Origin of the sequence: Neobacillus sp. PS3-34 (assembly GCF_030915465.1) — a bacterium.
In the GTDB taxonomy this organism is placed as follows: Bacteria; Bacillota; Bacilli; order Bacillales; family Cytobacillaceae; genus Neobacillus_A.
Genome location: NZ_CP133267.1, coordinates 2,374,099 through 2,398,018, shown reverse-complemented (window position 1 = coordinate 2,398,018; position 23,920 = coordinate 2,374,099). Strand labels below are relative to the sequence as shown.

Annotated in this window: 24 protein-coding genes and 3 pseudogenes; 13 read left to right on the top strand and 14 right to left on the bottom strand. The window is 42.8% G+C overall.

Features of this window, described 5'->3' with window-relative positions:
- Positions 1-66 precede the first annotated feature (66 nt).
- The gene (locus tag RCG23_RS12450; RefSeq protein ID WP_308179890.1) at positions 67-906 is read left to right on the top strand and encodes a NosD domain-containing protein; all 840 of its coding nucleotides are present in this window, start codon (positions 67-69) and stop codon (positions 904-906) included.
- Here RCG23_RS12450 and RCG23_RS12445 read toward each other — a convergent pair.
- Positions 903-1,058 carry a hypothetical protein gene (locus tag RCG23_RS12445; RefSeq protein WP_308179889.1) on the bottom strand — a complete coding sequence of 52 codons (156 nt, stop codon included), beginning with the start codon at positions 1,056-1,058 and terminating at the stop codon, positions 903-905. The genes RCG23_RS12450 and RCG23_RS12445 overlap by 4 nt on opposite strands.
- 232 nt (positions 1,059-1,290) lie before the next feature.
- Between RCG23_RS12445 and RCG23_RS12440 the strand changes: the two genes are divergently transcribed.
- The 6 genes and pseudogenes from RCG23_RS12440 to RCG23_RS12415 all read left to right on the top strand — a co-directional run bounded on the left by RCG23_RS12440 (position 1,291) and on the right by RCG23_RS12415 (position 6,597).
- Complete coding sequence (locus RCG23_RS12440) at positions 1,291-2,088, top strand: ABC transporter permease (protein WP_308179888.1); 798 nt, start codon at positions 1,291-1,293, stop codon at positions 2,086-2,088.
- Positions 2,085-2,762 (top strand): ABC transporter ATP-binding protein, encoded by a 678-nt coding sequence (locus RCG23_RS12435; RefSeq protein WP_308179887.1) that lies wholly within the window; start codon positions 2,085-2,087, stop codon positions 2,760-2,762. Before RCG23_RS12440 ends, RCG23_RS12435 begins: the two co-directional genes overlap by 4 nt.
- Positions 2,759-3,637 (top strand): FixH family protein, encoded by an 879-nt coding sequence (locus RCG23_RS12430; RefSeq protein WP_308179886.1) that lies wholly within the window; start codon positions 2,759-2,761, stop codon positions 3,635-3,637. The genes RCG23_RS12435 and RCG23_RS12430 overlap by 4 nt, the downstream gene beginning before the upstream one ends.
- 528 nt (positions 3,638-4,165) lie before the next feature.
- The gene (locus RCG23_RS12425) at positions 4,166-4,891 is read left to right on the top strand and encodes an ABC transporter ATP-binding protein (RefSeq protein WP_308180048.1); all 726 of its coding nucleotides are present in this window, start codon (positions 4,166-4,168) and stop codon (positions 4,889-4,891) included.
- 2 nt (positions 4,892-4,893) lie between these two features.
- Positions 4,894-5,922 (top strand): annotated as a pseudogene (locus tag RCG23_RS12420) (ABC transporter permease).
- 24 nt (positions 5,923-5,946) lie between these two features.
- Positions 5,947-6,597 (top strand): TetR/AcrR family transcriptional regulator, encoded by a 651-nt coding sequence (locus RCG23_RS12415; RefSeq protein WP_308179885.1) that lies wholly within the window; start codon positions 5,947-5,949, stop codon positions 6,595-6,597.
- Between the two features lie 56 nt (positions 6,598-6,653).
- Here RCG23_RS12415 and RCG23_RS12410 read toward each other — a convergent pair whose 3' ends face one another.
- From RCG23_RS12410 to RCG23_RS12390, 5 genes are all read right to left on the bottom strand, one after another.
- Entirely contained in the window at positions 6,654-7,274 is a 621-nt protein-coding gene (locus RCG23_RS12410) for a PQQ-dependent sugar dehydrogenase (protein ID WP_308179884.1), read from the bottom strand.
- The gene (locus RCG23_RS12405; RefSeq protein WP_308179883.1) at positions 7,250-7,720 is read right to left on the bottom strand and encodes a PQQ-dependent sugar dehydrogenase; all 471 of its coding nucleotides are present in this window, start codon (positions 7,718-7,720) and stop codon (positions 7,250-7,252) included. The genes RCG23_RS12410 and RCG23_RS12405 overlap by 25 nt, the downstream gene beginning before the upstream one ends.
- A gap of 18 nt (positions 7,721-7,738) precedes the next feature.
- Positions 7,739-8,590, bottom strand: coding sequence for a Cof-type HAD-IIB family hydrolase (locus RCG23_RS12400; RefSeq protein WP_308179882.1), 852 nt, complete (start codon positions 8,588-8,590; stop codon positions 7,739-7,741).
- Between the two features lie 103 nt (positions 8,591-8,693).
- Positions 8,694-9,353, bottom strand: coding sequence for a DNA alkylation repair protein (locus RCG23_RS12395; RefSeq protein ID WP_308180047.1), 660 nt, complete (start codon positions 9,351-9,353; stop codon positions 8,694-8,696).
- A gap of 10 nt (positions 9,354-9,363) precedes the next feature.
- Positions 9,364-9,870: a GNAT family N-acetyltransferase gene (locus RCG23_RS12390; RefSeq protein WP_308179881.1), complete on the bottom strand. Its 507-nt coding sequence runs from the start codon at positions 9,868-9,870 to the stop codon at positions 9,364-9,366.
- A gap of 142 nt (positions 9,871-10,012) precedes the next feature.
- Between RCG23_RS12390 and RCG23_RS12385 the strand changes: the two genes are divergently transcribed.
- Both RCG23_RS12385 and RCG23_RS12380 read left to right on the top strand, forming a co-directional pair.
- A complete protein-coding gene (locus RCG23_RS12385; protein WP_308179880.1) occupies positions 10,013-10,159 on the top strand; it encodes a hypothetical protein in 147 nt (48 codons plus the stop codon).
- Positions 10,160-10,354: 195 nt separating this feature from the next.
- On the top strand, positions 10,355-10,927 hold the full coding sequence (locus tag RCG23_RS12380) for a 3D domain-containing protein (RefSeq protein ID WP_308179879.1): 573 nt from the start codon (positions 10,355-10,357) through the stop codon (positions 10,925-10,927).
- A 52-nt stretch (positions 10,928-10,979) separates the two neighbouring features.
- Here the strand turns inward: RCG23_RS12380 and RCG23_RS12375 are convergent, their stop codons facing one another.
- The 8 genes and pseudogenes from RCG23_RS12375 to RCG23_RS12340 all read right to left on the bottom strand — a co-directional run bounded on the left by RCG23_RS12375 (position 10,980) and on the right by RCG23_RS12340 (position 19,286).
- Positions 10,980-11,174 carry a hypothetical protein gene (locus RCG23_RS12375; RefSeq protein WP_308179878.1) on the bottom strand — a complete coding sequence of 65 codons (195 nt, stop codon included), beginning with the start codon at positions 11,172-11,174 and terminating at the stop codon, positions 10,980-10,982.
- Between the two features lie 311 nt (positions 11,175-11,485).
- Entirely contained in the window at positions 11,486-11,782 is a 297-nt protein-coding gene (locus RCG23_RS12370; protein WP_308179877.1) for a hypothetical protein, read from the bottom strand.
- 120 nt (positions 11,783-11,902) lie between these two features.
- Positions 11,903-13,023, bottom strand: a pseudogene (locus RCG23_RS12365) (PRK06851 family protein).
- Positions 13,024-13,133: 110 nt separating this feature from the next.
- The gene (gene ybaK / locus RCG23_RS12360) at positions 13,134-13,610 is read right to left on the bottom strand and encodes a Cys-tRNA(Pro) deacylase (protein ID WP_308179876.1); all 477 of its coding nucleotides are present in this window, start codon (positions 13,608-13,610) and stop codon (positions 13,134-13,136) included.
- 72 nt (positions 13,611-13,682) lie between these two features.
- A complete protein-coding gene (locus RCG23_RS12355) occupies positions 13,683-15,344 on the bottom strand; it encodes a glycoside hydrolase family 13 protein (RefSeq protein ID WP_308179875.1) in 1,662 nt (553 codons plus the stop codon).
- Positions 15,345-15,590: 246 nt separating this feature from the next.
- Positions 15,591-16,058, bottom strand: coding sequence for a hypothetical protein (locus tag RCG23_RS12350; protein WP_308179874.1), 468 nt, complete (start codon positions 16,056-16,058; stop codon positions 15,591-15,593).
- 769 nt (positions 16,059-16,827) lie between these two features.
- Positions 16,828-17,139 carry a hypothetical protein gene (locus tag RCG23_RS12345; protein WP_308179873.1) on the bottom strand — a complete coding sequence of 104 codons (312 nt, stop codon included), beginning with the start codon at positions 17,137-17,139 and terminating at the stop codon, positions 16,828-16,830.
- A 5-nt stretch (positions 17,140-17,144) separates the two neighbouring features.
- Positions 17,145-19,286, bottom strand: a complete 2,142-nt coding sequence (locus RCG23_RS12340) for a S8 family serine peptidase (protein ID WP_308179872.1) — start codon at positions 19,284-19,286, stop codon at positions 17,145-17,147.
- A 494-nt stretch (positions 19,287-19,780) separates the two neighbouring features.
- Here RCG23_RS12340 and RCG23_RS12335 point away from each other — a divergent pair, with 494 nt between their 5' ends.
- The 4 genes and pseudogenes from RCG23_RS12335 to RCG23_RS12320 all read left to right on the top strand — a co-directional run bounded on the left by RCG23_RS12335 (position 19,781) and on the right by RCG23_RS12320 (position 23,881).
- On the top strand, positions 19,781-21,526 hold the full coding sequence (locus tag RCG23_RS12335) for a TIGR04190 family B12-binding domain/radical SAM domain protein (protein ID WP_308179871.1): 1,746 nt from the start codon (positions 19,781-19,783) through the stop codon (positions 21,524-21,526).
- 118 nt (positions 21,527-21,644) lie between these two features.
- Complete coding sequence (locus RCG23_RS12330; RefSeq protein ID WP_308179870.1) at positions 21,645-22,424, top strand: transporter substrate-binding domain-containing protein; 780 nt, start codon at positions 21,645-21,647, stop codon at positions 22,422-22,424.
- Between the two features lie 36 nt (positions 22,425-22,460).
- Positions 22,461-23,126 (top strand): amino acid ABC transporter permease, encoded by a 666-nt coding sequence (locus RCG23_RS12325; protein ID WP_308179869.1) that lies wholly within the window; start codon positions 22,461-22,463, stop codon positions 23,124-23,126.
- Between the two features lie 27 nt (positions 23,127-23,153).
- A pseudogene (locus RCG23_RS12320) lies at positions 23,154-23,881 on the top strand (amino acid ABC transporter ATP-binding protein).
- Positions 23,882-23,920: the final 39 nt, after the last annotated feature.

Sequence of the window (23,920 nt, the reverse complement as noted above, 5' to 3'; positions counted from 1 at the left end):
GCTCTTTCTCTTTTTCTTTTTTCTCGTGCTGATTGCGGTTCCTGAAAAAAATATGGCGGCCAAAGCTTGCAATCTGCGATCGATTCCACGAAAGAGGGGGCGGTATTAAAGCTCGGCAGCAAAACGTATAAAGGCAATATTGTCATAAAAAAAAGCATGACCATTATCGGCTCGGATAAAACCGTGATTGAGGGCGACGGAACAGGAAATGTGATTTCAATCAAGGCGCCAAATGTGAAATTAAGCTCTATGACCGTAATCCATAGCAGCATGGACCGCAATTCCTCCGAAGAATTTGCGGCAATCAAAATTTACTCGAATGGAAATACGGTCGAACATATGAAAATCTACGATTCCTTTCACGGTATTTATTTAAGCCAGGCCCATCACAATAAGATTCAATTTAACGATATTAAAGGTCTTGGAAAAGGTGAAATTGCCGCCCAGGGAAACGGCCTTCATATATATTACGCAAACAACAACCTTCTCTCACATAACACCATTGAAGGTACAAGAGATGGCATGTTTTTCGACTATGCCAACGGCAATAAAATTGTTTCCAATAAAATCTCTGGCACTAGATACGGCCTGCATTATATGTATTCTGATAAAAATGATTTTGAACGAAATGTGTTTACGCTAAACACCGGCGGTGCTGCCGTTATGAATTCCAACTCTATTAAAATGAGAAATAATCAATTTATTTTTAATTACGGAAACCGGTCATTCGGGCTCCTGCTGCTTCAGGCTAACAACATCCGCATTGAGAACAATCTTTTCTATCTTAACCAGCGCGGCATGTATATTGACCAATCAACCGGCAATATAATCCGCCATAACCGAATCATTCAAAACCAGATCGGAATTGAGCTTTGGCCAGTTCCAACCAGCAAATCTTCACATTAAACCGCATTTCTGAAAACACGATTCCCGCCGTCACCCTTGGAGGAAAGGGATCTGGTAATGCCTGGAGCCTTCACGGCAAAGGAAATGACTGGGCCGCGCCTTCCCGCTCCCGGATCTGGACCAGAACGGCATAGGGGATTTTTCGATAACATATCATTCCTCCCTCCATCAATTAATCGAGGACCAGGAGCTTACACCATTTTTTTTGAAAAGCCCAGCCATCAAAATCTATGAAAAAATGAATGCTTTGCTCAATAAAGATGATGTCATGTTTAAAGATTCACATCCGCTTGTAACAGGAAAGGAAAACAGGATGCCCACAGCGGTCCTTGCCGGTTTAGCGGTTATAGCCATATTGATTTTACTAAAAGGGAGACATCTGCTATGCACTATATTTGGAAAGAGTGGAAGGAAAATATAAGAGGAAAAGGATTATGGCTCTCTTTAAGCATCATCATTCTTATCTCCATCAGTATCTTATTGAGCTCCTCTGTCCTTTCCTTTGATAAGGGATTTTACGTGCTGCTGATCAATCTCTTTGATACATTGATTTACTTTATCCCAATTCTGTGCCTGTTCATCGGGGCATTTTCGATCTTCCAGGAAAAAGAACAGAAAACCTTGATCATGCTGCTGACAAAAAAAGACAGCTATCCAGCCTTTTTGTTTAAAAAAAGCCTCGGCCTTTATACGGTGGTGCTAGTGCCTTTTGCTGTTTGGTTTTTCCTATATCTAACTTTGTTAAAGTTTTATTTCAATATTGACCTAAAAAGCTATGCGATTTTTCTTTCTGCCCTAATCTGTATGGTACTTATCTTTCTCCAAATCGGAGCCGCAATCGGAAGCTTCAGTCGTTCGCGGATGCAGATGATTGGTTTAGCAATCTTCATCTGGTTCTATTTCTTTTTCCTGCATGACTTTGTCCTTCTGTCATTCCTGCCGGATGTGACCTATGACAATGTAAAAGGGTTTTCAGCCGTCTATTTCCTGAACCCTCTTCAGTCGGTCCGGATGTACCTCGAAACAGGGATGGGCATTTATTCATTTGGCCATATGTCCAGGCTTCTTCAATCGTTTTTATGGGCAAAGCCTGTGTACTTTTTGATTGGAAATTTGGCCATCTGGCTCACCCTCTCTTATTTGGCAGCAGTCGTTTTCCACCGAAAGGAGTCAGTAGAATGATTAGCGTAAAAAATTTAAACCAGTCCTTCGGTAAAAAAACAGTTTTAGACGATATCAGCCTGGAAATTGGCGAACGGGAAATTTGTGCGCTTGTCGGCAGAAACGGAGCAGGGAAATCGACTTTCATTCATAGCCTGCTTGGCCTTCTTCCCATAAAGGGCGGCACCATTACCATTAACGGAAACGATTTTGCTAAAGGCAATAAAAGCTTGAAAAATACGATTGCCTATCTTCCGGAGAAATTCATGCTCTATCCGAGTCTGACCGGTTTGGAAAACATGCAGTTTTTTGCCGAAGCCGTTTCAAGGAATGCTGATTTCAAAAAAATTGAAGACCTCTTAACATCGGTGAGGCTGTGGGAGGACCGGAATATTCAGGCTAAAAAATATTCGAAAGGAATGCTCCAGCGGCTTGGCCTGGCGATTACACTCTACCAGGATTCGAGCATTCTCATTCTTGATGAACCAACAAGCGGCATCGATCCAATCGGCCGGAAGGAAATTTTGGACGTCTTAAAATCACTGCGAGATAAAACGATTCTGCTTTCCTCCCATCATCTTGATGAAATCAGGCAAATATGCACACATGTCGCCTTTCTGGATCATGGAAAAATGGAAAAGTACACAGTCGATGAATTCTTGCAATCACAGAAGCTTGGAGGTAATGACGAATGAAACGGAAAACCGTAATTGCATTTCTGCTGATCATGGCTTTTATCCTTGCTGGCTGCGGGTTTGGTTCAAATTTTAATGTAAAGATGACAAAGCCGTTATATTTTGGAGCGGGAAAAGAAATGCCTTTTGAAATCCAGGTAACCGAAAATGGAAAGCCAGTAAAAGGTCTGGATGTCTCTGCCGAATTGACTATGGCCAGCATGGATCACGGAACAACTAAGGCTGCATTAGCGGAAGGTAAAAATGGGACCTATATCGGCAAGGCATTAGTGCATATGGGCGGAAAATACGAAATTGCCTTTACCTTGGAGAAGGATGGCAAGAAGGTAGAAAAGGTCCTTGATTATGTGGTGAAAAAACCCAAGGGAGTAGCATCTATTAACGGAGAATGGATTAAACAGAAGGATTTGGCTTTTTACCAGTTTAGTAACTTACTCCAGCTCGCTATCAACCGAGAAAAGGATAAAAAAAGGTATACTGGCGAACAGCTGGAGGGAGCACTCGCTTATTGGGATGCACAGGAAAAAGTGAGCGGTGATCGGAACCAGCTCCTGACACAAATTATCCGTCTTCGCTCCATGGGCCTTTTAGCAAAAGAAAAAGGGCATAAAGTGACGAGTATAGAGATTGAGGAAAAAGTGGGTCAGCTCCGCAATGAATACGGCCATTCAGAAGAGGCACACACATTAATCAGCGATTTCGGCGAGGTGAAATTTTGGAAAGCCGAAGAGGAGCATTTCAGGTGGGTCGTTCTCGCGGAGAAGGTGCAGGGAGACCTGATAGAAAAAATAAAAAAGAGAATCCAAAAGCCGGGCAGCAGGAAATTGAATATCTCGCCCAGCAAAAATACGAAGAACTGCTCGTTTCACAGGTGAACTCCTTGCATATCGAGATATTATAAGCGGATCCTGCTTCTAGTAGCAGGATTTTTTTTGCTGCTGGATCAGTGGCTTGCAGAAGAAGGTTGAGGAAATGTAGAAGGTTGAGCGTTTTTTGTGAAATTTTTAACAAACATATAGTAGTTTCTCACCTCCGTGTAGAAGTTTAATTGATTCATGCAGAACCCGCCATCTACTTTAGCATCCAAATTTGCTTAATGTAGATAATCCCTGAGTTTGTGTAGATAAGCTCCCATCTAATGTAGATACAAGACTACTTAGTGTAGATAATAGACTACTTAGTGTAGATAAACGCTTGGTTGATGTAGATACGGACCCTCATCAAGCACCTGAACCAAGTCCGTGTTATGCAACTGCTCTTCTTACCTTTATTTCCACGCATAATCTGTCGTTTTTTTGAGAAAAAAGCGAGTGATTACTCACTTTACAAATAATCTTCCCACACATATAATAAAACCACCAAGTGAGTGATTACTCACTCTAAACAAACCCTATAAAGAGGTGATCACCTTGAATAAACCCATTATCACGATCGATAATGTTTCAAAGTCTTTTGGAAAACACGAAGTATTGAAGGATATCAATCTGGAAATTCAGCGAGGAGAAATTTTTGGATTTCTCGGTCCATCTGGTGCTGGAAAGACTACGCTTGTCAAAGAACTCGTCGGACTCGATACTCCGACACAGGGCGAGAATTTAATTTTTGGAGAAAAAATGCCATCACTCTCATTAATGGAGCGAGTCGGCTATATGGCGCAGGCTGACGCTTTGTATGGGGAGCTGTCCGCACGAGAAAATCTTGAATTCTTCGCCTCGCTTTACGGCCTGAAAGGGCAGCCGCGCAAAAAGAGAATGGATGAGGTCATGGAATTCGTTCATTTATCAGGTGATATAAATAAACTTGTTTCCAATTATTCGGGCGGAATGAAACGGCGCCTATCCCTGGCTGCGGCTCTTCTGCACGAACCCGAGCTTCTTATCCTTGATGAACCGACTGTCGGCATCGATCCTGTATTGAGAAAAAGCATTTGGGATGGTTTTTACGATTTAAAGGCAAGAGGAACAACCCTCATTGTCACTACCCATGTCATGGATGAAGCAGAAAAATGTGACCGTCTCGGTATGATTCGGGACGGAAAGCTAATTGCGGTCGGTTCTCCCGCTGAGCTAAAAGAAAATACAGGATCAAGGACGATTGAAGATGCGTTCCTTGTTTACGGAGGTGCTTAAGCATGCGTGTTCAGGCATTAATGATAAGAATACTGCGGCAATTTTTCCGTGATAAACGAACGATGGCCATGATGATTGTGGCACCAATCCTTATCTTGACGATGCTAAATCTTGTTTTTAACGGCAAGGATTATCACCCAAAAATTGGGCTGGTTAATGTACCAAGTATGATTACAAATCAACTCGATTTTAAAGATAGTAAAATAAAAAATTACGAAAACATCAGTACCGCAAAAAAGGATTTAAAAGCAAGAAACCTGGATGGCTATTTAACATTTGAAAATCAGACACCGAAAATCATGCTTGAGGGAAGCGACCCTAGTACAAACCGGTCCGTCCTGACTGCTATCCAAAAGGCGCTTCAAACCCCTTATGCCCGGAGGGAAAACTGATAATTTATCTGTCGATTACCTGCACGGATCGGCAAGCATGAGCCAGTTCGATTATTTTGGCCGGTGCTGCTCGGATATTTTGCCTTCTTCTTTGTCTTTCTGATTGCAGGTGTCTCATTCTTGCGTGAAAGAACGAGCGGCACGCTTGAAAGGCTGTTATCCAGCCCGTTGCGGAGATGGGAAATTGTTGCCGGATACGTTCTAGGATTTGGCGTTTTCACTATGATCCAGGCGACCATTATCACATGGTATTCCATTTATGTTTTGGATATGATGATGAAGGGCTCATTCCTGCTTGTCTTGCTGATTAACCTGCTTTTATCACTGTCAGCCCTGACACTTGGTATCCTGCTGTCCGCTTTTGCCAATAATGAAATGCAGATGATCCAGTTTATCCCGCTTGTCATTGTTCCGCAGATCTTTTTTTCAGGCTTGTTCAACCTTGATACGATGTCGGATTGGCTGAGCTGGATTGGACCGCTGACACCGCTATATTACGGGGCTGACGCATTACGGAATGTAATGGTAAGAGGGTATGGATGGGAGCATATCTATCTCGATTTGCTTGTGTTATTGGGTCTTTCCGTGTTATTTATGGTATTAAACATTGCTGCTTTGAAAAAGTACCGCAAAATATAATGCTTTATTCTAAAGGAGTACAAAATGTCAGAAGAAGAATTAATGATCCAGCAGCTGTTTGTGGATGAAGACGAATTAACGGAGAAGCAGAAGAAAATTATTGTCGCCGCAATCGAATCTTTTTCCGAAAAGGGCTTCGCCGCCACCTCAACGAGTGAAATCGCCAAAAAGGCAGGCGTAGCGGAAGGAACGATTTTCCGCCATTACAAAACAAAAAAGGATTTGCTGCTTTCCATTGTCACACCGATGATGGCAAAGCTGATCGCACCGTTTATCATAAAGGATTTAAATAAAGTATTGGACCGTGAGTTTGAGAATTTTGAGGATTTGCTGCGAGCGATGATTGAGAACCGGAGGGATTTCCTGCACAATCATTTTCATATTTTCAAAATCATGCTTCAGGAAATTCCTTTTCAGCCAGAATTAAGAGAACAATTCAAGGAACATATCGCAAAACAAACATTCGGACGGTTTGCCAAACTGGTTGAGCATTATCAGGCTAAGGGACAAATTATTGAAATGCCGTCCATTAGTGCAGTCAGGCTGGCTGCCTCCGCTATCATGGGCTATTTGCTCGCACGATACCTCATTGTCCCGGAAATTGAGTGGGATGATGAAGCAGAGACAGAACGGACGATCCAATTTATCATGCATGGCTTGTCACAAAAAGAGTAGGGCTGGAATCAGCTCTACTCTTTTTATTAGGTCTTTTCTAAAGCTTTGCTTCCCTGTTATTTAATATCATTAAGGAGTACGCGGTAAAGTTTGTCATCATTTTTGAGGGGATTGCCGCGGCCATCTGTGTTATTGCTGACAAAATATAAATATTCCCCATCAATATAAACATCGCGGATCCTGCCGAGTCCTGTAATGACAGGTCTGCTCTTACCTTCTGACAAATTAAATTCGCGGACGGCATTGCCTCTTAGCGTCGCAGTATATATTTTGTCTTTATATGTAACAATTCCCGATGGCGCCCACGTTTCTTCCCCAGATTGGAATAAAGGAGCTTCCATGCCGTTCTTTTTTTCAGTCCCCTGGATAACAGGCCAGCCGTAATTGGCGCCCGGTTTAATCCTGTTCACCTCATCATGCGCGTATTGCCCATGCTCACTCTCATATAACGAACCATTGATCCATGCCAGCCCCTGCGGATTGCGATGGCCATAGCTATAAACAAATGAATTTGGGAAGGGATTGTCAGCTGGAATAGATCCGTCCAGATTCATCCGCAGAATTTTACCGTTCAGGCTGCTTAAATCCTGTGCCGACTCAGGCCTGGTCGCATCCCCTGTAGTAATATATAGCTTTTGGTCGGAACCAATCTTCAGCCGGCCTCCATGGTGATCCACGGCGCACTCGGAATTCGATCAAGAAGAATCCTTTCCTCTGTCCACTGTTCGCCGTCATAATTCAACGTCACTGCCCGGTTAAATTGCCCCCGAGAATCTGTATAGGTGTAATAAGCAAATGCCCGTTTGTTCTCGTCAAAACGAGGGTCGAGAATAAAGCCAAGCAGTCCGGCTTCGTCGGCTTTCGCCAGCGGTTTTTCCAATATCGCACGCTGCCTTCGGACTCTGCCATTTTCGACCCTGGCAATGGTACCCGTCCGCTCACTAATATAAAAAACCTGCCCCGCTTTTTGAATGGACCATGGAATACTCAGATTTTCAGCAACCACTTCAACCCCTGGCTGGTTAACAACCGTCTCGATATCGTCAGGTTTTTTCTCTGAATATGTATTCGAACAGCCAGCTAACAATAAAGCCAGAAATAACAGTGAAAAGATTTTCTTCATAGACCCTTTCCTTTCGTTTTATTGCAAAACTTCGAGGATTGCTTTCGCCACACCGCTTTCTTCATTTGTTAACGTCGTATAATCGCATTGCGCTTTGATCAATTCAGGCGCATTGCCCATTGCAACAGCTCTGCCGGCTTTCTGAAACATGGATACATCATTGTAATTATCGCCAATCGCCATCGTTTCAGCCATGGAAATCCCCCGGCTGCTGGCAAATGCCTCAAGAGCGATTCCTTTTTGGGCATCTCTGCTTGTAATTTCAAGGTTCTCATCGCCTGAGGAACTTGCAACGATGCCTGGAATCTCCTCTAATGCCTGCCTTGCAGCCTCAAGCCTGTCGCTGTCGAATGAAAAAGCGAGCAATTTATAAATTTTATATTGGTCATCCACAAACAGTTTTTCATAGTCATCGACAATATTGATTATTTTTACTCTTGCGTCTGCCGCTTTAATCGCTGCTTCATAATTTGCATCCGGGTTCGCACTCATAATCACGTCCACAATAATGGAAACTGATTTCTCCGCATCATTAGTGAACGTCCCTTTATTTGTATAGACCTCAAAATAGGCCTCATTTTCGATTAATTTAACTGCCGCTTCTCTTGCTTCCTGTTTTGTAAGAGGATTTGCCGAGATGATTTCTCCATTTTCCGACCGAACTTCTGCTCCATTCACGCCAATTATCGGGCATTTCAATCCAGCCTCTTCAATGGCAAAAATGGCTTCCTGATAGGATCGCCCTGTCGCAACGACAACTTCTATTCCTTGCGCCTGCGCTTTTAAAATCGCTTCCTTATTTTCCTTGCTGACTTTCTGTGTTGAGTTCAGCAGGGTGCCATCCATATCTGTTGCAATACACTTAATCATGTTTTCACCTTCTCTGTTTATTTCACTCTGACATTCTAACATGATTGTTTTTATATGTTACAGAAAGAGCCCCTCTATCCAATACTCATTATCGACAGCCGGCTTATTTTAAATACTTGCTTCCTTCCCGTACACTCAGCGCCGCAAGCTGATTACCCTCTATAAATCCCCTTACTGAATCCGGATTTGTTTTCGAATACTCCCTTAATGCCCAGCCAATTGCCTTCTGGATAAAAAATTCCTTGCTGTCCGCATTTAAAAGGATGTACCTGTATAATAATTTTTCGTCCGTATTTCCCTTAAACTTTAGCTGAAATAAGATGGAGGTCCTTCGCAGCCACATATTATCACTGACAGACCAGTTTTCAATTGACTCACCAATCACCTCAGGGAAAGCCTCTGCAATTTTTCCAACCGGATTGGCGGCAAGCATGTCAACCGTATCCCACCATGATTTTTCCGTTATCAGCCTTTCCATGAGCACAAGGTCACTTTTATCCTGCTTTTTCAAAAATTTTGCTATATAAGCGAGGGCTGTATATTGATACTCACGCTCCTCTTTCTCCCATAGCTTTAAAATAAATTCATGGTTAAAAGGTTCCTTCAATATTCCAGTGTCTTTAAAAAATTGCTTTTCCAGCTCACTGCGAAGCGGGGACTTAATTCCAAGAAAGGGAAAGTGATTTTTCATATATGCCTTCATCGGACCCGCCTTTACATTATCCCCATGTTCTTCAAATCGATTGGTTAATAGGTGCACCAGAGATTCCACTTCACTTCAACTCCTTAATGATTTCAGCTGAAACGATCTGTGAAACGATTTCCTCCCCATCTTCCGTTCCAAGCGTTTCTTCAAACGGCAAAGAAAAACGTTGAAAGATTTTTTTCCAAAATGCGACTGCTTTTTGATTGGTACTTAGTTGGACGATATAGTAGCTGCCCGGCTTCTCATCCCATAGAATTCTTAATGCTTCCTCTCCGATTCCTTTTCGGCGGTACTGGTTAAAAAGGAAAAAGTCGTTGATGGAATAATCCGCTCTTTTTGCAAGCGGTGGTTCAATCAGCAATAAAAAACCCGCCAGTTCTTCATTGTATTTAATGAAATAAGGGGTAAGCCCTTCCTTTTCCCATATTAGGTCAAATGCATCAAATTCAAACGTGCCTTCTGAATTCGTTTTCAGCGAAGCAGAATAAGCGGATAGGTCATGCAGATAAAAGGAATAAAGATTCCGCAGGATATTTTTTTCTGTTGGAGCTGCTTTTTGCAAAAAGACATTCATTATTGGGCCACTTCCTATTCTTTTTAAAAAGTTCATTTCATCCCTTTCGACAAAATGACATCATCTTCCTACTTCTTGAAAAATTAATAATTGAAAAAGAGCTTGGCAAACTAAAACTAGACTGTAGGAAGGAGATGTTGAAATGACCAAGAAGATTAACAAAGGTAGCGGAAATCAGAATGCACCGCAGCAGGGGCACTACCAGGCAGAATTGGCGAATGAATTTATCAGCGGAGACAATAGCAAAGGCAACAAACGCAATAAGGACCAACGCAGCAAGACTAAGTAAAAACCAGCTTTAGACACTGGACAAGCCCGATTTGATAGAAATTGGGCTTGTCCTTTTATTTTTTTACTATGAAAATGCTGTGTTAATTTTTTTCAATAATCAAACAATTTGTAACAAAACTAGTAAACTATTGAAACATAACTGTAACATTGGTGTGCTATTTTAATAGTACTGATAGAAAAGGGGTTTAAGGATTTGAAAAAAATACTACTCACACTAACTACAGCTTTCTTTTTCATATTTGGATTCAATAACGGAGCTTTAGCAGCATCTAATACATATACAGTTAAAAGTGGCGATTCATTATACAAAATCGCAAAAACATACCATATTTCAATTTCGCAATTAAAACAAATGAATCACCTGGCTTCCGATAAAATTAAGATCAACCAAAAATTAACGGTAAAGCTAGTGAAAGCCAGCGCTACAGTAGTTAAAAAACAGACGGCCGCTGTTAAAAAGCAGTCTCCAGCTGTAGTAAAAGAATTTAAGGTTCAGGCATCTGCTTATACAATGAACTGCAAAAGCTGCTCAGGAATTACAGCGACAGGCATTAACTTAAAGAAGAACCCTAATCAAAAGGTCATTTCTGTTGATCCTAAATTCATCAAATTAGGCACAAAGGTATATGTTGAGGGTTACGGCTATGCTATAGCTGCAGACAAAGGAAGCGCGATTAAAGGAAACGTAATCGATATCTTCTTTCCATCCCAAAAGCAAGCCATTAATTGGGGAAGAAAAACCGTTACAATAAAAATATTGAAATAAAACAGAAGCCGGCATTTATGCCGGCTTTATTTTTCGTCCTCAGGATTTAAATCTACAGCTGGATTATACACAAACGCCGGTGACACGCCTTCGGCGGCTTTTCTTTCTCACCTCTAAAACGATCCTGCATTTCCAGATTCGCACTTTGTGCTTCTGTCTCGCCCTTAGCCGAAGCGTGTACTTTCCCGTCCTCCAGCTGTTCATTGATCTCTAGATTCGCTTGGATTGTTTCATTCTCTTTTTTCATACGGCCGCCTCCTTGGTGAAATAAATATATACATTATTTTCCCCAAAAGGCTCCCTTATAACCGTTTGCTTGTTACTGACATCTGAATGAACGGATTCTATTTAAATCAGTTCCGTAGTACTCCCACCTAAATCTCCGCCAACGATATCCAGCAATTGATGTCCTTCCCAAAAAGGTTGGATAGAACCAGAAATTCCTCCCATTATTCAGCCAAACATAAGTGAATCGATATAGGCATCGTCTAATTGCGCCAGGGTCAACAGCAAATAGAGCTGGGCCTTCCTGTGGAACGGCCGATGGCGGCGGTGAAGTCAGCGGCCTCCTGCCTGATGGCCACCAGGATGTCCGCCTCCTGGGAATTCGCCGCTTCCCGGAAACTGTCCTCCGCCAGGGAACTGTCCTCCGCCAGGGAATTGCCCCCCGCCAGGGAATTGCCCCCCGCCAGGGAATTGCCCCCCGCCAGGGAATTGCCCCCCGCCAGGGAACTGGCCGCCTCCCGGAAACTGCCTGAAGCTTGTTAATCCCTGCTGTTGTACTCCGTATGGTGTCTGCCATGCATTGTTTTCAAAAAGAAATTCGGGCAGATGCTGGTAATATCTATAATCCAATCGGTACTCCCCCTCAAAATGGTTTCCTTCTAATGTATTCAAATGGCCTATTTTGGTGAAAAACCCCTTATAATGAAACAATCCACTTCAGCTCTCTGAAGTGGATTGTTCTGTTGCACATTAGTGCCTAACGGTCGTTAAATATCCTTTTGCCTCAGCGAGCTGGCGGATTTCTTCACTAATTTTCCCCTGGATGCGATTTACCACGGTGAAATCCATGGCGTCTATATAAATCGCTTCCAATTCGTCATGAAGGGATTTTGCCTGTGATAAATAGGAAGTTGCCTCTGTCATTTTGTTCTTATAAAGCATTGCGATTTTTTCAATTTCATCCGCAAAAATCTCATCTGTTCCAGGCGCAATAAGTGTTTCATACATATCGATTATTTCATCCCCGTCACGGCTTGGGAAATATTCATGTGGTGCCGTGCTATCAAAGATAGCAATTCCAAGCTCACGGAAAATGACCATATCAAGGCTGCTCGGATCAAAACCGCAATGGTACACCTCTGCATCAATACCGATTTCCTCGGCACTGGCGGCAAGTTTTTTCAGCAGTGTTGATTTGCCCGAGCCTGGGCGGCCTTTGATAAAATATCTTTTTGGAATGTCTTCGGTTAAATTAGGGACAAAATCGACTGCTCCATTAGGCGTCGCGGCTCCAAGAAAACGATGGCGTACATCGGATTTTTTATTCAGCTTCATTTTTCCAAAGAAGCTTTCTGCCAGCTTGTTTGTCAGCTGATCAGCCTTCTCGAAATCCATGCTGCCAATATAAATTTTTTCCCAATCATCATGAATTTTTAATGCTTCATTAAACTTGGCGTACGCAGTATGATAGGCATCCTTGATTTTATTGTTGATTTTCAGGATATTCTCCTTTTGCTGTTGAAGGCTCTCAGAGTTCCATGCTTCACCAAGGTTGACATATTCCTCAATTGCGCCGGGTGCACTCGGTTCAATTACATGCGGAGCTGTTCCGTCTACAATTCCGACACTTAGAGCCGGTATGATGACACCGTCAATTGAATCGGTATCCGATGCACAATGTAAGTATTCGATATCAAAACCTCTGTCCGCCCAATCCTTTCCAACCTTCTTCATAAACGTCGACTTTCCTGTTCCAGGCCGCCTTTTAAAATAAACAACCGGTCCAGTCCTGCAAGATTCGATGCAAACAAGCTGTAAAAACCAAGAACTGTATTCCCGCCTGCATAATAGTTTCTAATTTTCCCTGCCACTCAAACCACTCCTTTTAGGTGACATAGCAAAGATTTGTTTTTCCTCCACTATCATATGCAGTGTCCCTGATTGGGTGAATGCCCAGTGCCAGTACTTTTTATGAAAATTTTTATTTCTTCAAATCTATGATTTCTGCCGTTGTAATCTTTTGGATGTCTGCCACCGCCACATCCATTTGCACACCAATCTTTCCGCCGCTGACGACGATTGCTTCTAATTGAGCTGCACTTTGGTCGATAAAGGTTTTATACTCCTTTTTCATGCCGACTGGTGAGCAGCCCCCGCGGATGTAGCCTGTCCATTTTTGAATATCCTTTACGGGTATCATCTCAACCTTTTTTTCACCTGCGGCTTTTGCCGCTTTTTTCAGGTCAAGTTCAGCTTCGACGGGAATGACAAATACATAAATATTTTTGCTCGCTCCCTGGGCGACCAGCGTTTTATATACTTCCTCGGTTTTCCTGCCGATTTTTTCCGCAACTGAAACTCCATCAATCCTGCCATCCGTGCTATCGTATGTAATCAGCTCATATGGAATCTTTTTGGCATCCAATATGCGCATTGCATTTGTTTTAACCTGCGCCATATATTCTCATCCTTTCACTAATAAATAATAAGAAAAGGGGCTCCAGTTTTCCTGAACCCCTGTTTTTCTTTATTATAATCGATAAATCCGTGCCTCATATGGTTTCAAATCAATTTTCGACGTGTTTTCATGCCCGTCAACCAGGTAGTTGTTTAACAATAACTGTTCGTTTTGAAGTGAAATTCCCTCCACATTAAACGCTGCATCTCTTCCGGTAAGATTTGCGATGACGACAACACGGTCGTTTTCGGATGTCCGGGTATAGGCATAAACCTGTGCATCCTCTTCCATCAGCAAATCATATTTCCCATATGTGAAAACTTGATTATTCTTTTTCACGCTGATCATTTTTTTATAAAAAGAAAGAATTGAATCTTCCTGCTCCGCCTGAGCTTTTACATTAATATCTGTATAATTCGGATTGACCTTCATCCATGGTGTTCCGCTCGTAAATCCTGCATTCATATCATCAGACCACTGCATCGGTGTGCGGCTGTTATCACGTGATGATGACCAAATGATTTCCATGATTTCTTCATGTGGTACACCCTCTTCACGGCGCAGGCGGTACATATTTTTCACAGCGACGTCGTCATAATCATCAATCGAAGGGAATTGGACATTCGTCATGCCAATCTCCTGGCCCTGATAGATAAACGGCGTGCCCTGCATTAAAAAGTACATCGCAGCCATCGAAGTTGCGCTCTGCTTCCAGAACTCCCCGTCGTTGCCCCAGGTGGAAACGATGCGCGGCTTGTCATGGTTCTCAATGAACAAAGCATTCCAGCCATCATTTTCAAGACCCTTCTGCCACTTCGTTAGCGTTCTTTTCAAGCCGACAACATCAAGATCCTTCTTTTTAACAGCATCCCACAAATCCAGATGCTCGAATTGAAAGACCATGTTCATTTTACCCTTTTCCTCGCCGACCCATTGATCTGCTTCTTCAATTGAAACGCCGTTTGCCTCGCCAACCGTCATGACATCATACTTGCCGTAGGTGCTGGCCTGAATTTCACTTAAAAACTCATGGATGCCTTCCTGGTTCATGTGCATATCAAAGGAGGAAACGTATTTTTCATTATTAGGGTTGGGCATGTCAGGAAGGCCTGGACGCCTCTTGATATGGCTGATGGCATCAATGCGGAAGCCGTCAATTCCCTTATCCAGCCACCAGTTCATCATGCTGTAAACCGCACCACGTACCTCTGAATTTTCCCAGTTAAGGTCTGGCTGCTTCGTCGAAAATACGTGCATGTAATATTGGTCTGTCACTTCGTCGTATTGCCAGGCAGATCCTCCGAAAATGCTTTCCCAGTTATTTGGCTCTGCGCCGTTCTTTCCGTCTCTCCAGATGTACCAGTCACGCTTTGGATTGTCCTTTGAAGAGCGGGATTCGATAAACCATGGATGCTCGTCACTCGTATGGTTTGGCACAAGGTCAATGATCAGCTTCATACCGCGCTGGTGGACCTCGGATAAAAGCTGGTCAAAGTCAGCCATTGTCCCGAATTCTTCCATAATGTCCTCATAATCAGAAATATCATAGCCATTGTCATCGTTAGGAGATTTATACATCGGGCAAATCCAAATAACATCGATTCCCAGCTCTTTTATATAATCAAGCCGCTGTATAATTCCTTGAAGATCGCCAATTCCATCACCATTAGAATCCTGAAAGCTTCGCGGATAAATTTGATACCCAACTGCTTCTTTCCACCAAATTTTTTTCATGCCTATCACTCTCCAACATATTTTTAAGCAAGCGTGTCGTGATGCTTCAGACTTAATTTGCTCCAAAGCTTAGATTTAAATTTAGATTTAGCTTAATCTGAGCGCAACCGCTTGCATTCGTTTGTATTAAAAAAAGCTCTAAATAATAGCCGCTAATAGCAATAGTGTAACGCTTACATTCCAATTAAGCAATATGAAGAAGAAAAATCCAGTGATGGCGAGATCCCTGGATTTTTTGTTATAGAATTAAGCTGTCTGCAGCTCCATTTTTTCATAATAGGGTTTGAGTGACTGGGCAATGATTTTTTTGACAAAATCCCGGCTGATTTCAGGCATTAGTTTTTCAGCATACTTCCAGGCGTTTTTTTCAATCAGAAAGGCGATTTTGCTGCGGTCAAATTCGTTTGTACACTCGTCATAAAAATCTGCCAGTGCGGCAAGATGCCGATCCTGGGCATGCCCCAGTTCATGGGCAAAAATAACAGACAGATAATCTGGCAGCAGGCTTAATGATCCAAAAATCTGCATGCATTGCTCTTTAATTTCTTCAATATATAAAGTCACAGTATGTGTGCTCATTGTGTATTTGCCTCCAGCCAGACGCCCCCCTGGAAAATGGCTATCGATCTTTACCTGAACATCACTCCCCGACCGTTCTAAAATCGGATGAATAATTGCTTCTATCTCTAAGTAATTCTCTTCCACTTCGTTCATCTAGCTCCTCTCACACGTGGAGCTATTATATAGCAATGGGAATCAAAAATAAAGCTACTTATATACCCGTTATTAATAGTACGAAACCTAATTTTAAATGTCTATGAATGCCTTTTTGGGGAATTTCAGGTTTTTTTTCATTCAATATTTAATTACGGTATGCGAATGAGAGATTGAGTAAGAAGTTAAAAAATTTTATTAGAATTATTGTGGGACGATCCATTTTTTATTAAAGGCTGTTTTCTAAAAGATTGTTGTTTTGTAAATAGGTTTTTAAAAGCAATTCGTTGAAAAAGAAGTTGATTGGAACGGAAGGTGCGAGACTCCTGCGGGAGCAGCGGGACAGGTGAGACCCCACAGGCGCAGAGCGCCGAGGAGGCTCACCGCACGCCCCGCGGAAAGCGAGCATCCTGGAGTGCAAATCAACTACTACTTATATAGGAACAAAGTATACGAAAACAGCCTTATTAAAAGGTGTTCATTTTATTAAGAATTGTAGAATTCCGACGTTTTAGTGTAGAAATTTCTTAAATTAGTGTAGATAAACACGAACTTATTGTAGAAATACTCTTAGTTAGTGTAGAAAAGCGTTCAGTTAAAGTAGAAAGGGATTCCCTGGTCCTTTATTGAAAGGGATTTGCACATTCAATACACGTAAATGTTGTAGCTGAAGCGATTTTGCAAAAATTTTTAATCCAAATTTCAGTAAAAACAACATAAAATCAAAAAATTAAAGGAGAAGCGCCATTAAAGCGCTTCTCCCCCTTTTTTATTGAAGCCATGTCTGGAAATATCGGCTCGCTGCTACTGCATAATCGCCTCTGCTTACTTTTTTAGCCGGATCAAAAGTGGCTTCTACTGTAGGCTTCAGGTCGTATGGACCTTGTTTGACGCTAAAGCTAGCATTTAAAATATTCAAGTCAAGGCGCAGCTGCACATATCCCTTCATGGCATCTGGAATGCTGCTGCTGTCTTTTAAAGTAATTCTTTCATCCTTATATTGTACTGTGACATCGCCTGTAAATTCCTTTGCCTGTTTCTCCAGGCCGAGTGCCTGAACGAAAGAGTATGCCAAATCCATTTTTGTTATGGCCCGCTGCCGTTAAAGCTGCCCGCTGAGTCAAGGAGCATGACGCCATTTTGCGTCTGCAGCTCGTCACGGATAGCAGCGCCTTTTGCCACAACCGCCTGAACAAATGGCAAATCAGCCGAAGAAACATTCGGGACAATGACTGCCTGGCTTTGGCGGATTCCAGAACCCATTACGAGATAACGGGCCAATTCCTTGCGAAGAAGTATCTGGTTTGGTTTATACGTACCGTCCGCATAGCCATCTACGAGTCTTTCATTTACAGCCATTTTTATGGCATCGGCTGCCGGATGGCCTGCAATATCATTTAAACCGGTAAAGCCGCTGACCTTTGATAAAGCGAGTGTTCCTTTAACCGTTTCCGGAAGGGCTGTGCCGACAGGATTCGCTTCATTCCCGCGCAGACCGCGAACCTCCGCTTTCCACTGCCCAGCCACAGGAGTATTCACTGAAACGGTCCTATCCGTATACAAAGGGAATAATAAGCTCACGCCCGAGCTGTATTCTGTGCCATCTGGAGCGATCAAGACGAGATTGATAGGGTTGCCTGTTTGCTCAAGCAGTCCTTTGGCATCCACACGGGCTGTCAGCTGGGAAACTCCATCCTGCACTGTGAACGTAAAGGAATTTGATCCAAGTGTGACTGGATTATAGTCTACCTGGAAAGCGCTCCGGTCTACCGTTGAGTTAACATTGCTGTTAAAAATTTGATAGGCATTTACCGTTTTGCCGTAAGTTTTTCCAAACATCACGGCATCAAGTGCATCAAACGCATTTACATAGCCTGCTCCCACTTCCCAAGTTTCATATCCAGGCATATTGGTCGCTGTATCCTGGAGTACTTTTTTAATATCATCCGGTGTTAGGGTTGGCTTCGCTTCTAAAAGCAGGGCCGCAATGCCGGCCACATGCGGTGTCGCCATGGAGGTTCCGCTCATGACTGTATAATAGGGAAGATAAGCCGGTTCAATCATTTCGGCATCCGACGTTGCCCCAAGCGACGACACTGGTCCGAGCACCCGGGTTGAAATGATATCGACGCCAGGTGCGGTAACTGTTGGACGGTCCTCCCATTTCCACGTTCTTCCGTCCATCTCAAACGTTCCTCCAACTCCCTTTGTACCGCGTGAGGAGAAGTCGGCGAGCGAACCATCCTTTTCGCCAGCCGCTACGGAAATAACCCAAGGTGCCTTCGCATATGGATTATGCGTATTTTCACCTGGTCCTTCATTTCCTGCTGCAAAAAGAACCGTAATGCCGTGGTCATAGGCCGCTTTACTTGCTAGATTGATGGGATCATACGGATCGAAGTCGCCCGTTGTACCCCATGAATTGGTAATGATGCGTATATTGTACTGTGATTGGTGAGTGAGAGCATAATCAAACCCGCCAATTCCATCGAGGACGAATAGTGCCGCGCCTGAACCGTACCCGATTAAATCGGCTCCTGGTGCAACGCCCTCATATTTGCCGTTCGAGCTGGCTCCCGTTCCGCCAACAGTGCCGGCTACATGCGTGCCATGCCCTGAATTATTATCTGTATTCGGTACATTTTCCACATAGGTAACCGGAAGAAGTGTGGAATCAAGGCTGTTTAAATTTGTGCTGCCAAGTACGTTCTGTACTAAGTGGTTTCCATACTGCAGGTCTTTATGCGTACCGTCAACACCGCTGTCATTAATGACGACGCCCACTCCTTTTCCGGTAATCGGCATTCCTCCATTGGCTTTCTGCATACTGGTATCCGTCCGTGCCTTATCGACGCCGGTAACATTTGTGGCATCATAATTGGAGTAGGTTAATTTTTTATTGAGGTAAATTGATTTTACTTCTTGTGTAGCTGCCAGTTTGTTAATTTGGTCCTTTGTTGCGAGTACTCCTGCGATTGGCAGTGACTTCATGGTAATTCCTTTTGAAATCCCAAGATTCTTTAATAACGCTAAATTTTCCTGTGAAGGTGCACCCTTCCCATCAAATGTGACAATGACCTGCAGATCGCCCGTTGCGGTTTCTAACTGTTTAAGCAGATTGCTATCCATTACCGCACCTGAAACCTCCGCATTTGCCCTAGAAATCCCTGGCAAAAACAGTGAAAAAAGCATTAAGAGGGTCATAAGACCAGACAGACACTTTTTCAAATTCCACTTCCCCTTTCAATAATCTGTTTTTCTATTCCTTTTTTCGTAAAATTCAAAACCTTCTTTTTATTCTGTAAACAAATATTTTTTTCTTCATTTTTCGCACTGACTGCAACAGAATATTTGTCACCCTTTTGTCACTCTATTTAACTTTCACTATAGTAAAATAAAGGAAAACACCCTTCCCTTAGAAATTAGTGCAACTCATCTTGTGAATATTTCCACATATAACTTTGGTGAATATTTTAAGAACTCTTTCCTGTTTCGAACTCGGACATTTATGAAAGTGCATATATAAATAAAGTAAACTCGCCGATTGGCGAGCCGTTAAGGGCGAAAACAGAGGGGGAGTTGCCCTTATGCGATAAGAAAGAATGAACTTGGAAAAGTTTAGACTTTCTTATTAGCCAAGAAAGGGCTGAATGAAAATATATGGATTGAAGGTGACCTGCTTATGAAGTATGATCTTGTTTTCCTGCATGCTCCAAGTGTGTATGACTTTAGAAAAAATTCTCTTCTTGCCGCCGATTAGCGATGTTGTCCCATCCTCACCTGTTTTCGAAATGTATCCAATCGGCCTGACAAGCATTGCAGACTATCTGGAACGGTTCGGGCTTCGCGTCAAAATCATTAATATTGCCAACCGGATGCTGATGAACCAGAATTTCGATGTTGAAAAAAAACTTCGGAGCATTAAAACCAAGGCGTTCGGAATAGACCTCCACTGGCTCCCACATGCCCATGGCAGCATTGAACTTGCGAAACTCGTAAAAAAACTACATCCGAAGGCCCCTCTCATATTTGGTGGTTTATCCGCAACTTATTACCACAAGGAACTCATTCAGTATCCCTTCATCGATTTTGTCATGAGGGGCGATTCCACTGAAAAGCTCATGCTGTTATTAATGAATAAATTAGAGACCGGAAACCCCCATTATGCTGATATTCCTAATCTCACCTGGAAAAATGGAAAAGAAATCGCGTATAATCCCCTCACTTATGTTCCCAAAGATCTTGATGACCTTGACGTACCCGGATACCGGTACACAATAAAATCCGTTTTCAAATATAAAAACTTTCTCGACCCGCTTCCCTATAATGGCTGGCTTCAGTATCCCAACACCGCGCTGTTGACCGCAAGGGGATGCACCCAAAACTGCTCCATCTGCGGGGGATCAAAGGAAGCCTATGAACAGAACTGTAACCGCAAATTCCTTGCGTTGAGGTCGCCTGCAAAGCTTGTTGAGGATATCCAGTTTATCCAGCGCTTCAGCCGTGCGCCCATCTTTATTCTTCATGATATCCGGCAAGGCGGCACTGATTATGTTCATGAATTTTTTAGCCGCCTGAAAAAAATTAACCTGAAAAACGAGCTTGTGTTTGAGCTCTTCCAATATGCAGAGGAAGAGTTTTTCGAGAGGATAAACGAAAGTGTCCCAAAATACAGCATTGAAATCACACTTGAAACACATGATGAAAAGCTAAGAAGGCTAAACGGAAAATTCAACTGTACTAATAATAAAGTATTGGAAACGCTAACTTCGGCCTTAAAGCACGGCTGTAAAAAGATCGATTTATTTTTCATGGTAGGACTTCCAGGACAGACCTATAAAAGTACTCTTGAAAATATCGAGTTTTGCGAAACCATTCACCAGGCATGCAATAGGGATTCAAGGCTATTTTACTTTGTGGCGCCTCTCGCCCCATTTCTAGATCCTGCCAGTCCAGCCTTTGAAAATCCCGAAAAATATGGTTATAAGAAGCTTTGCCATACATTTGAAGACCACCGCACCGCGATCACACAGCCATCCTGGAAGCATATGCTAAGTTACGAAACGAATGAAATGACAAGGGACGATATCGTCCGTGCAACCTATGAGGCGGCGAGCAAGCTGAATGACTTTAAATTGAAATACTCATTAATCGACGGTGCTGCACATTCCGATATCGAATTAAAAATTCAGCGCTCTATGAGGTATATTGAAAAAATTGATCAGCTCCTTGCCCTGCCGCCGGAAGAGCATTCGATTGAACTTTTAAAAATAAAAAAGGAAATAGAAGAATTAAACAGGCACAGCATCTGCGGGAAAAACGAGTTGAAATGGGAGGTCCAAAAAAATTATGCCAATGTGTTCTCCCTGGCTTTTGTTGGGCTAGAGCTTCTTTACAAGGATTACAAGGTCAAGCTAAAAAAACAGCTGAGCCCCGGAAAAAGGCATCAGGTCAAGCTTCATATATAACTTTCGGAACCTCTTCGGGGGTTCCTTTTTTTGACTGTTTCTGACTTAGACGATTAGCTGCCAAGAAAGAGGGTAACTAACTAATAACACTTTAAAAAGAGAGGAGAATTTTCACAGCATGAAAAAAAGATGGACGCTCTTTATATCCGGCTTCCTTTCCATCATCCTCATGGCTGGGTGTGCTGAAAAAGACCAGCTCAGGGATGGCACGAAGCTGATTGACAAGGATACATTTGTATTTGCTGCCTCGGGTGAATTCAAGCCCTTCAGTTATGTAACAGATGACCTGTCGATGACAGGTTTCGATATTGAGGTTGGAAATGCAGTAGCAAAGGAATTAGGCTTGAAGCCTGTTCAAAAAAGAATGAAGTTTAAAGGGATCGTTGAAGGCGTGAAAACAGGCAGGGCAGACGCTGCTGTGGCCTCCCATACCATCAATCCCGCACGAAGCAAGCATGTTGCTTTTTCTACTCCTTACTATTACTCGGGACCGCAAATTTTCACACGTCCTGACAGCAAAATTAAAACTGTTGATGATTTAAAGGGAAAAGAAGTGGCTGTCGCAAAAGGCTCAACCTACGCTGACACCGCCAAGAAATATACAAGCAATATCAAAATGTATGACAGCGATATAACCGCTCTAAAAGCATTAAGTATGGGAAGGCATGACGCTGTTATTACAGACTTTGTAACCGGTAAAAGTGCTGCAAAGGAAGGCTTCAAGATTAAAGGGCAGCAGCTGATAGAACGTAGCGAGCAGGCCATTGTTATCCCACAGGATAATCCGATCCTTCTTAAGCGCGTCAATGAGGCGCTGGAGCACCTCCGCAAAGATGGAACGTTAAGCAGAATCAGTAAAAAATATTTTGGTGAAGACATTACAAAAAAACCAGAGTAATGGTTTAGCAGATTACTTGGAAAGGAAGTTGTTATTTTGCCTAGTTTTTCTCATTTTCTTCATACATTGTTAAGCAATAAAGGCTTATTTGTCGATGCGATGCTGCTGACTTTGAAATTGACGGCTGTATCGATTCTCGTCGGAATTGTCATCGGACTCTTTTTTGCACTTTTAAAAATATCTAATATTAAAATTCTTGGTTACATCTCTGATGCTTATGTTTATTTAGTCCGGGGGACGCCTTTGATTGTCCAGATTTTCATTCTTTATTTCGGAATCAGCGGGATTTTCCTTCTTCCGGACTTTTGGGCGGCTGCACTGGCGCTTGCATTCCATAACGGCGCATATATAGCCGAGATTTTCCGGGGAACGATTCAGTCAATCGACAAGGGGCAGATGGAAGCCGGCCGTTCGCTTGGGATGTCCAAGGGGCTGGCAATGCGCCGCATCATACTTCCACAGGCTTTCCGCCGCGCACTGCCGCCGCTAGGAAACCAGTTTATTATCGGCTTAAAGGATTCGTCACTCGCCGCTTTTATTTCAATGAACGAGCTGTTCAACGTGGCAACGACACTAGGATCAAACAATTTCGATGAAATGACGTATTTACTCATCGTTGCCGTTTATTATCTTGTGCTTGTGGCAGTGCTGACGATTGTTGTCAGCATAATTGAAAAGAGACTGGCAGTCAGTGACCGATAGGAGGATTTAATTGTGAACGGAAAAGAAATGATTAAAATAGAAAACTTAAATAAATCGTTTGGCGATTTACACGTCTTAAAGAATATCAATATGACCGTTTATGAAAGTGACGTCGTTTGTCTAGTTGGCGCGAGTGGCTCAGGCAAAAGTACCCTTCTGCGCTGCCTGAATTTCCTTGAGAAAAAGGATAATGGAAGAATCATCATTAATGGAAAGGAAGTCTCTCCGAAGACACACGATATTAATGATGTTCGCCAGACAGTCGGGATGGTGTTCCAGCACTTCAATCTTTTTCCACATAAAACGGTTCTTGAAAATATTATTGAAGCACCTATCCATGTGAAAAAAGTGCCGAAAAACAGGCCGCTAATGAAGCTATGGCTCTTTTAACCAAGGTTGGTTTAGAGGATAAAGCAGATGTTTACCCTAATAAGCTGTCAGGCGGACAAAAACAGCGTGTTGCGATTGCAAGGGCTCTTGCCATGAAGCCTGATATTATGTTGTTTGACGAACCCACTTCTGCCCTTGACCCCGAGCTTGTCGGCGAAGTGCTTGCGACAATGAAGGAACTTGCAGAAGAAGGTATGACCATGGTTGTTGTCACCCATGAAATGGGCTTTGCCCGTGAAGTAGCCGACTGGATTGTATATATGAACGAAGGAAATATTGTGGAGCGAGGAAATCCTGTAGAGTTCTTTGATAATCCAAAGGAAGAACGGACACAGGAATTCTTGAAAACGACCATGTTAAAATAAAAAAAGGTAACGGAATATTTTATTATTCCGCTACCTTTT

What these genes read in the sequence shown, in the direction of transcription:
- RCG23_RS12415 (WP_308179885.1), top strand. Translation starts at nt 5,947, where the DNA reads ATGTCAGAAGAAGAATTAATGATCCAGCAGCTGTTTGTGGATGAAGAC.
- ybaK (WP_308179876.1), bottom strand. Translation starts at nt 13,610, where the DNA reads ATGGCGCAGGTTAAAACAAATGCAATGCGCATATTGGATGCCAAAAAG.
- RCG23_RS12330 (WP_308179870.1), top strand. Translation starts at nt 21,645, where the DNA reads ATGAAAAAAAGATGGACGCTCTTTATATCCGGCTTCCTTTCCATCATC.
- RCG23_RS12355 (WP_308179875.1), bottom strand. Translation starts at nt 15,344, where the DNA reads ATGAAAAAAATTTGGTGGAAAGAAGCAGTTGGGTATCAAATTTATCCG.
- RCG23_RS12435 (WP_308179887.1), top strand. Translation starts at nt 2,085, where the DNA reads ATGATTAGCGTAAAAAATTTAAACCAGTCCTTCGGTAAAAAAACAGTT.
- RCG23_RS12375 (WP_308179878.1), bottom strand. Translation starts at nt 11,174, where the DNA reads ATGAAAAAAGAGAATGAAACAATCCAAGCGAATCTAGAGATCAATGAA.
- RCG23_RS12335 (WP_308179871.1), top strand. Translation starts at nt 19,781, where the DNA reads ATGACTTTAGAAAAAATTCTCTTCTTGCCGCCGATTAGCGATGTTGTC.
- RCG23_RS12405 (WP_308179883.1), bottom strand. Translation starts at nt 7,720, where the DNA reads ATGAAGAAAATCTTTTCACTGTTATTTCTGGCTTTATTGTTAGCTGGC.
- RCG23_RS12445 (WP_308179889.1), bottom strand. Translation starts at nt 1,058, where the DNA reads ATGTTATCGAAAAATCCCCTATGCCGTTCTGGTCCAGATCCGGGAGCG.
- RCG23_RS12440 (WP_308179888.1), top strand. Translation starts at nt 1,291, where the DNA reads ATGCACTATATTTGGAAAGAGTGGAAGGAAAATATAAGAGGAAAAGGA.
- RCG23_RS12430 (WP_308179886.1), top strand. Translation starts at nt 2,759, where the DNA reads ATGAAACGGAAAACCGTAATTGCATTTCTGCTGATCATGGCTTTTATC.
- RCG23_RS12400 (WP_308179882.1), bottom strand. Translation starts at nt 8,590, where the DNA reads ATGATTAAGTGTATTGCAACAGATATGGATGGCACCCTGCTGAACTCA.
- RCG23_RS12390 (WP_308179881.1), bottom strand. Translation starts at nt 9,870, where the DNA reads ATGAATGTCTTTTTGCAAAAAGCAGCTCCAACAGAAAAAAATATCCTG.
- RCG23_RS12350 (WP_308179874.1), bottom strand. Translation starts at nt 16,058, where the DNA reads ATGAACGAAGTGGAAGAGAATTACTTAGAGATAGAAGCAATTATTCAT.
- RCG23_RS12345 (WP_308179873.1), bottom strand. Translation starts at nt 17,139, where the DNA reads ATGGATTTGGCATACTCTTTCGTTCAGGCACTCGGCCTGGAGAAACAG.
- RCG23_RS12385 (WP_308179880.1), top strand. Translation starts at nt 10,013, where the DNA reads ATGACCAAGAAGATTAACAAAGGTAGCGGAAATCAGAATGCACCGCAG.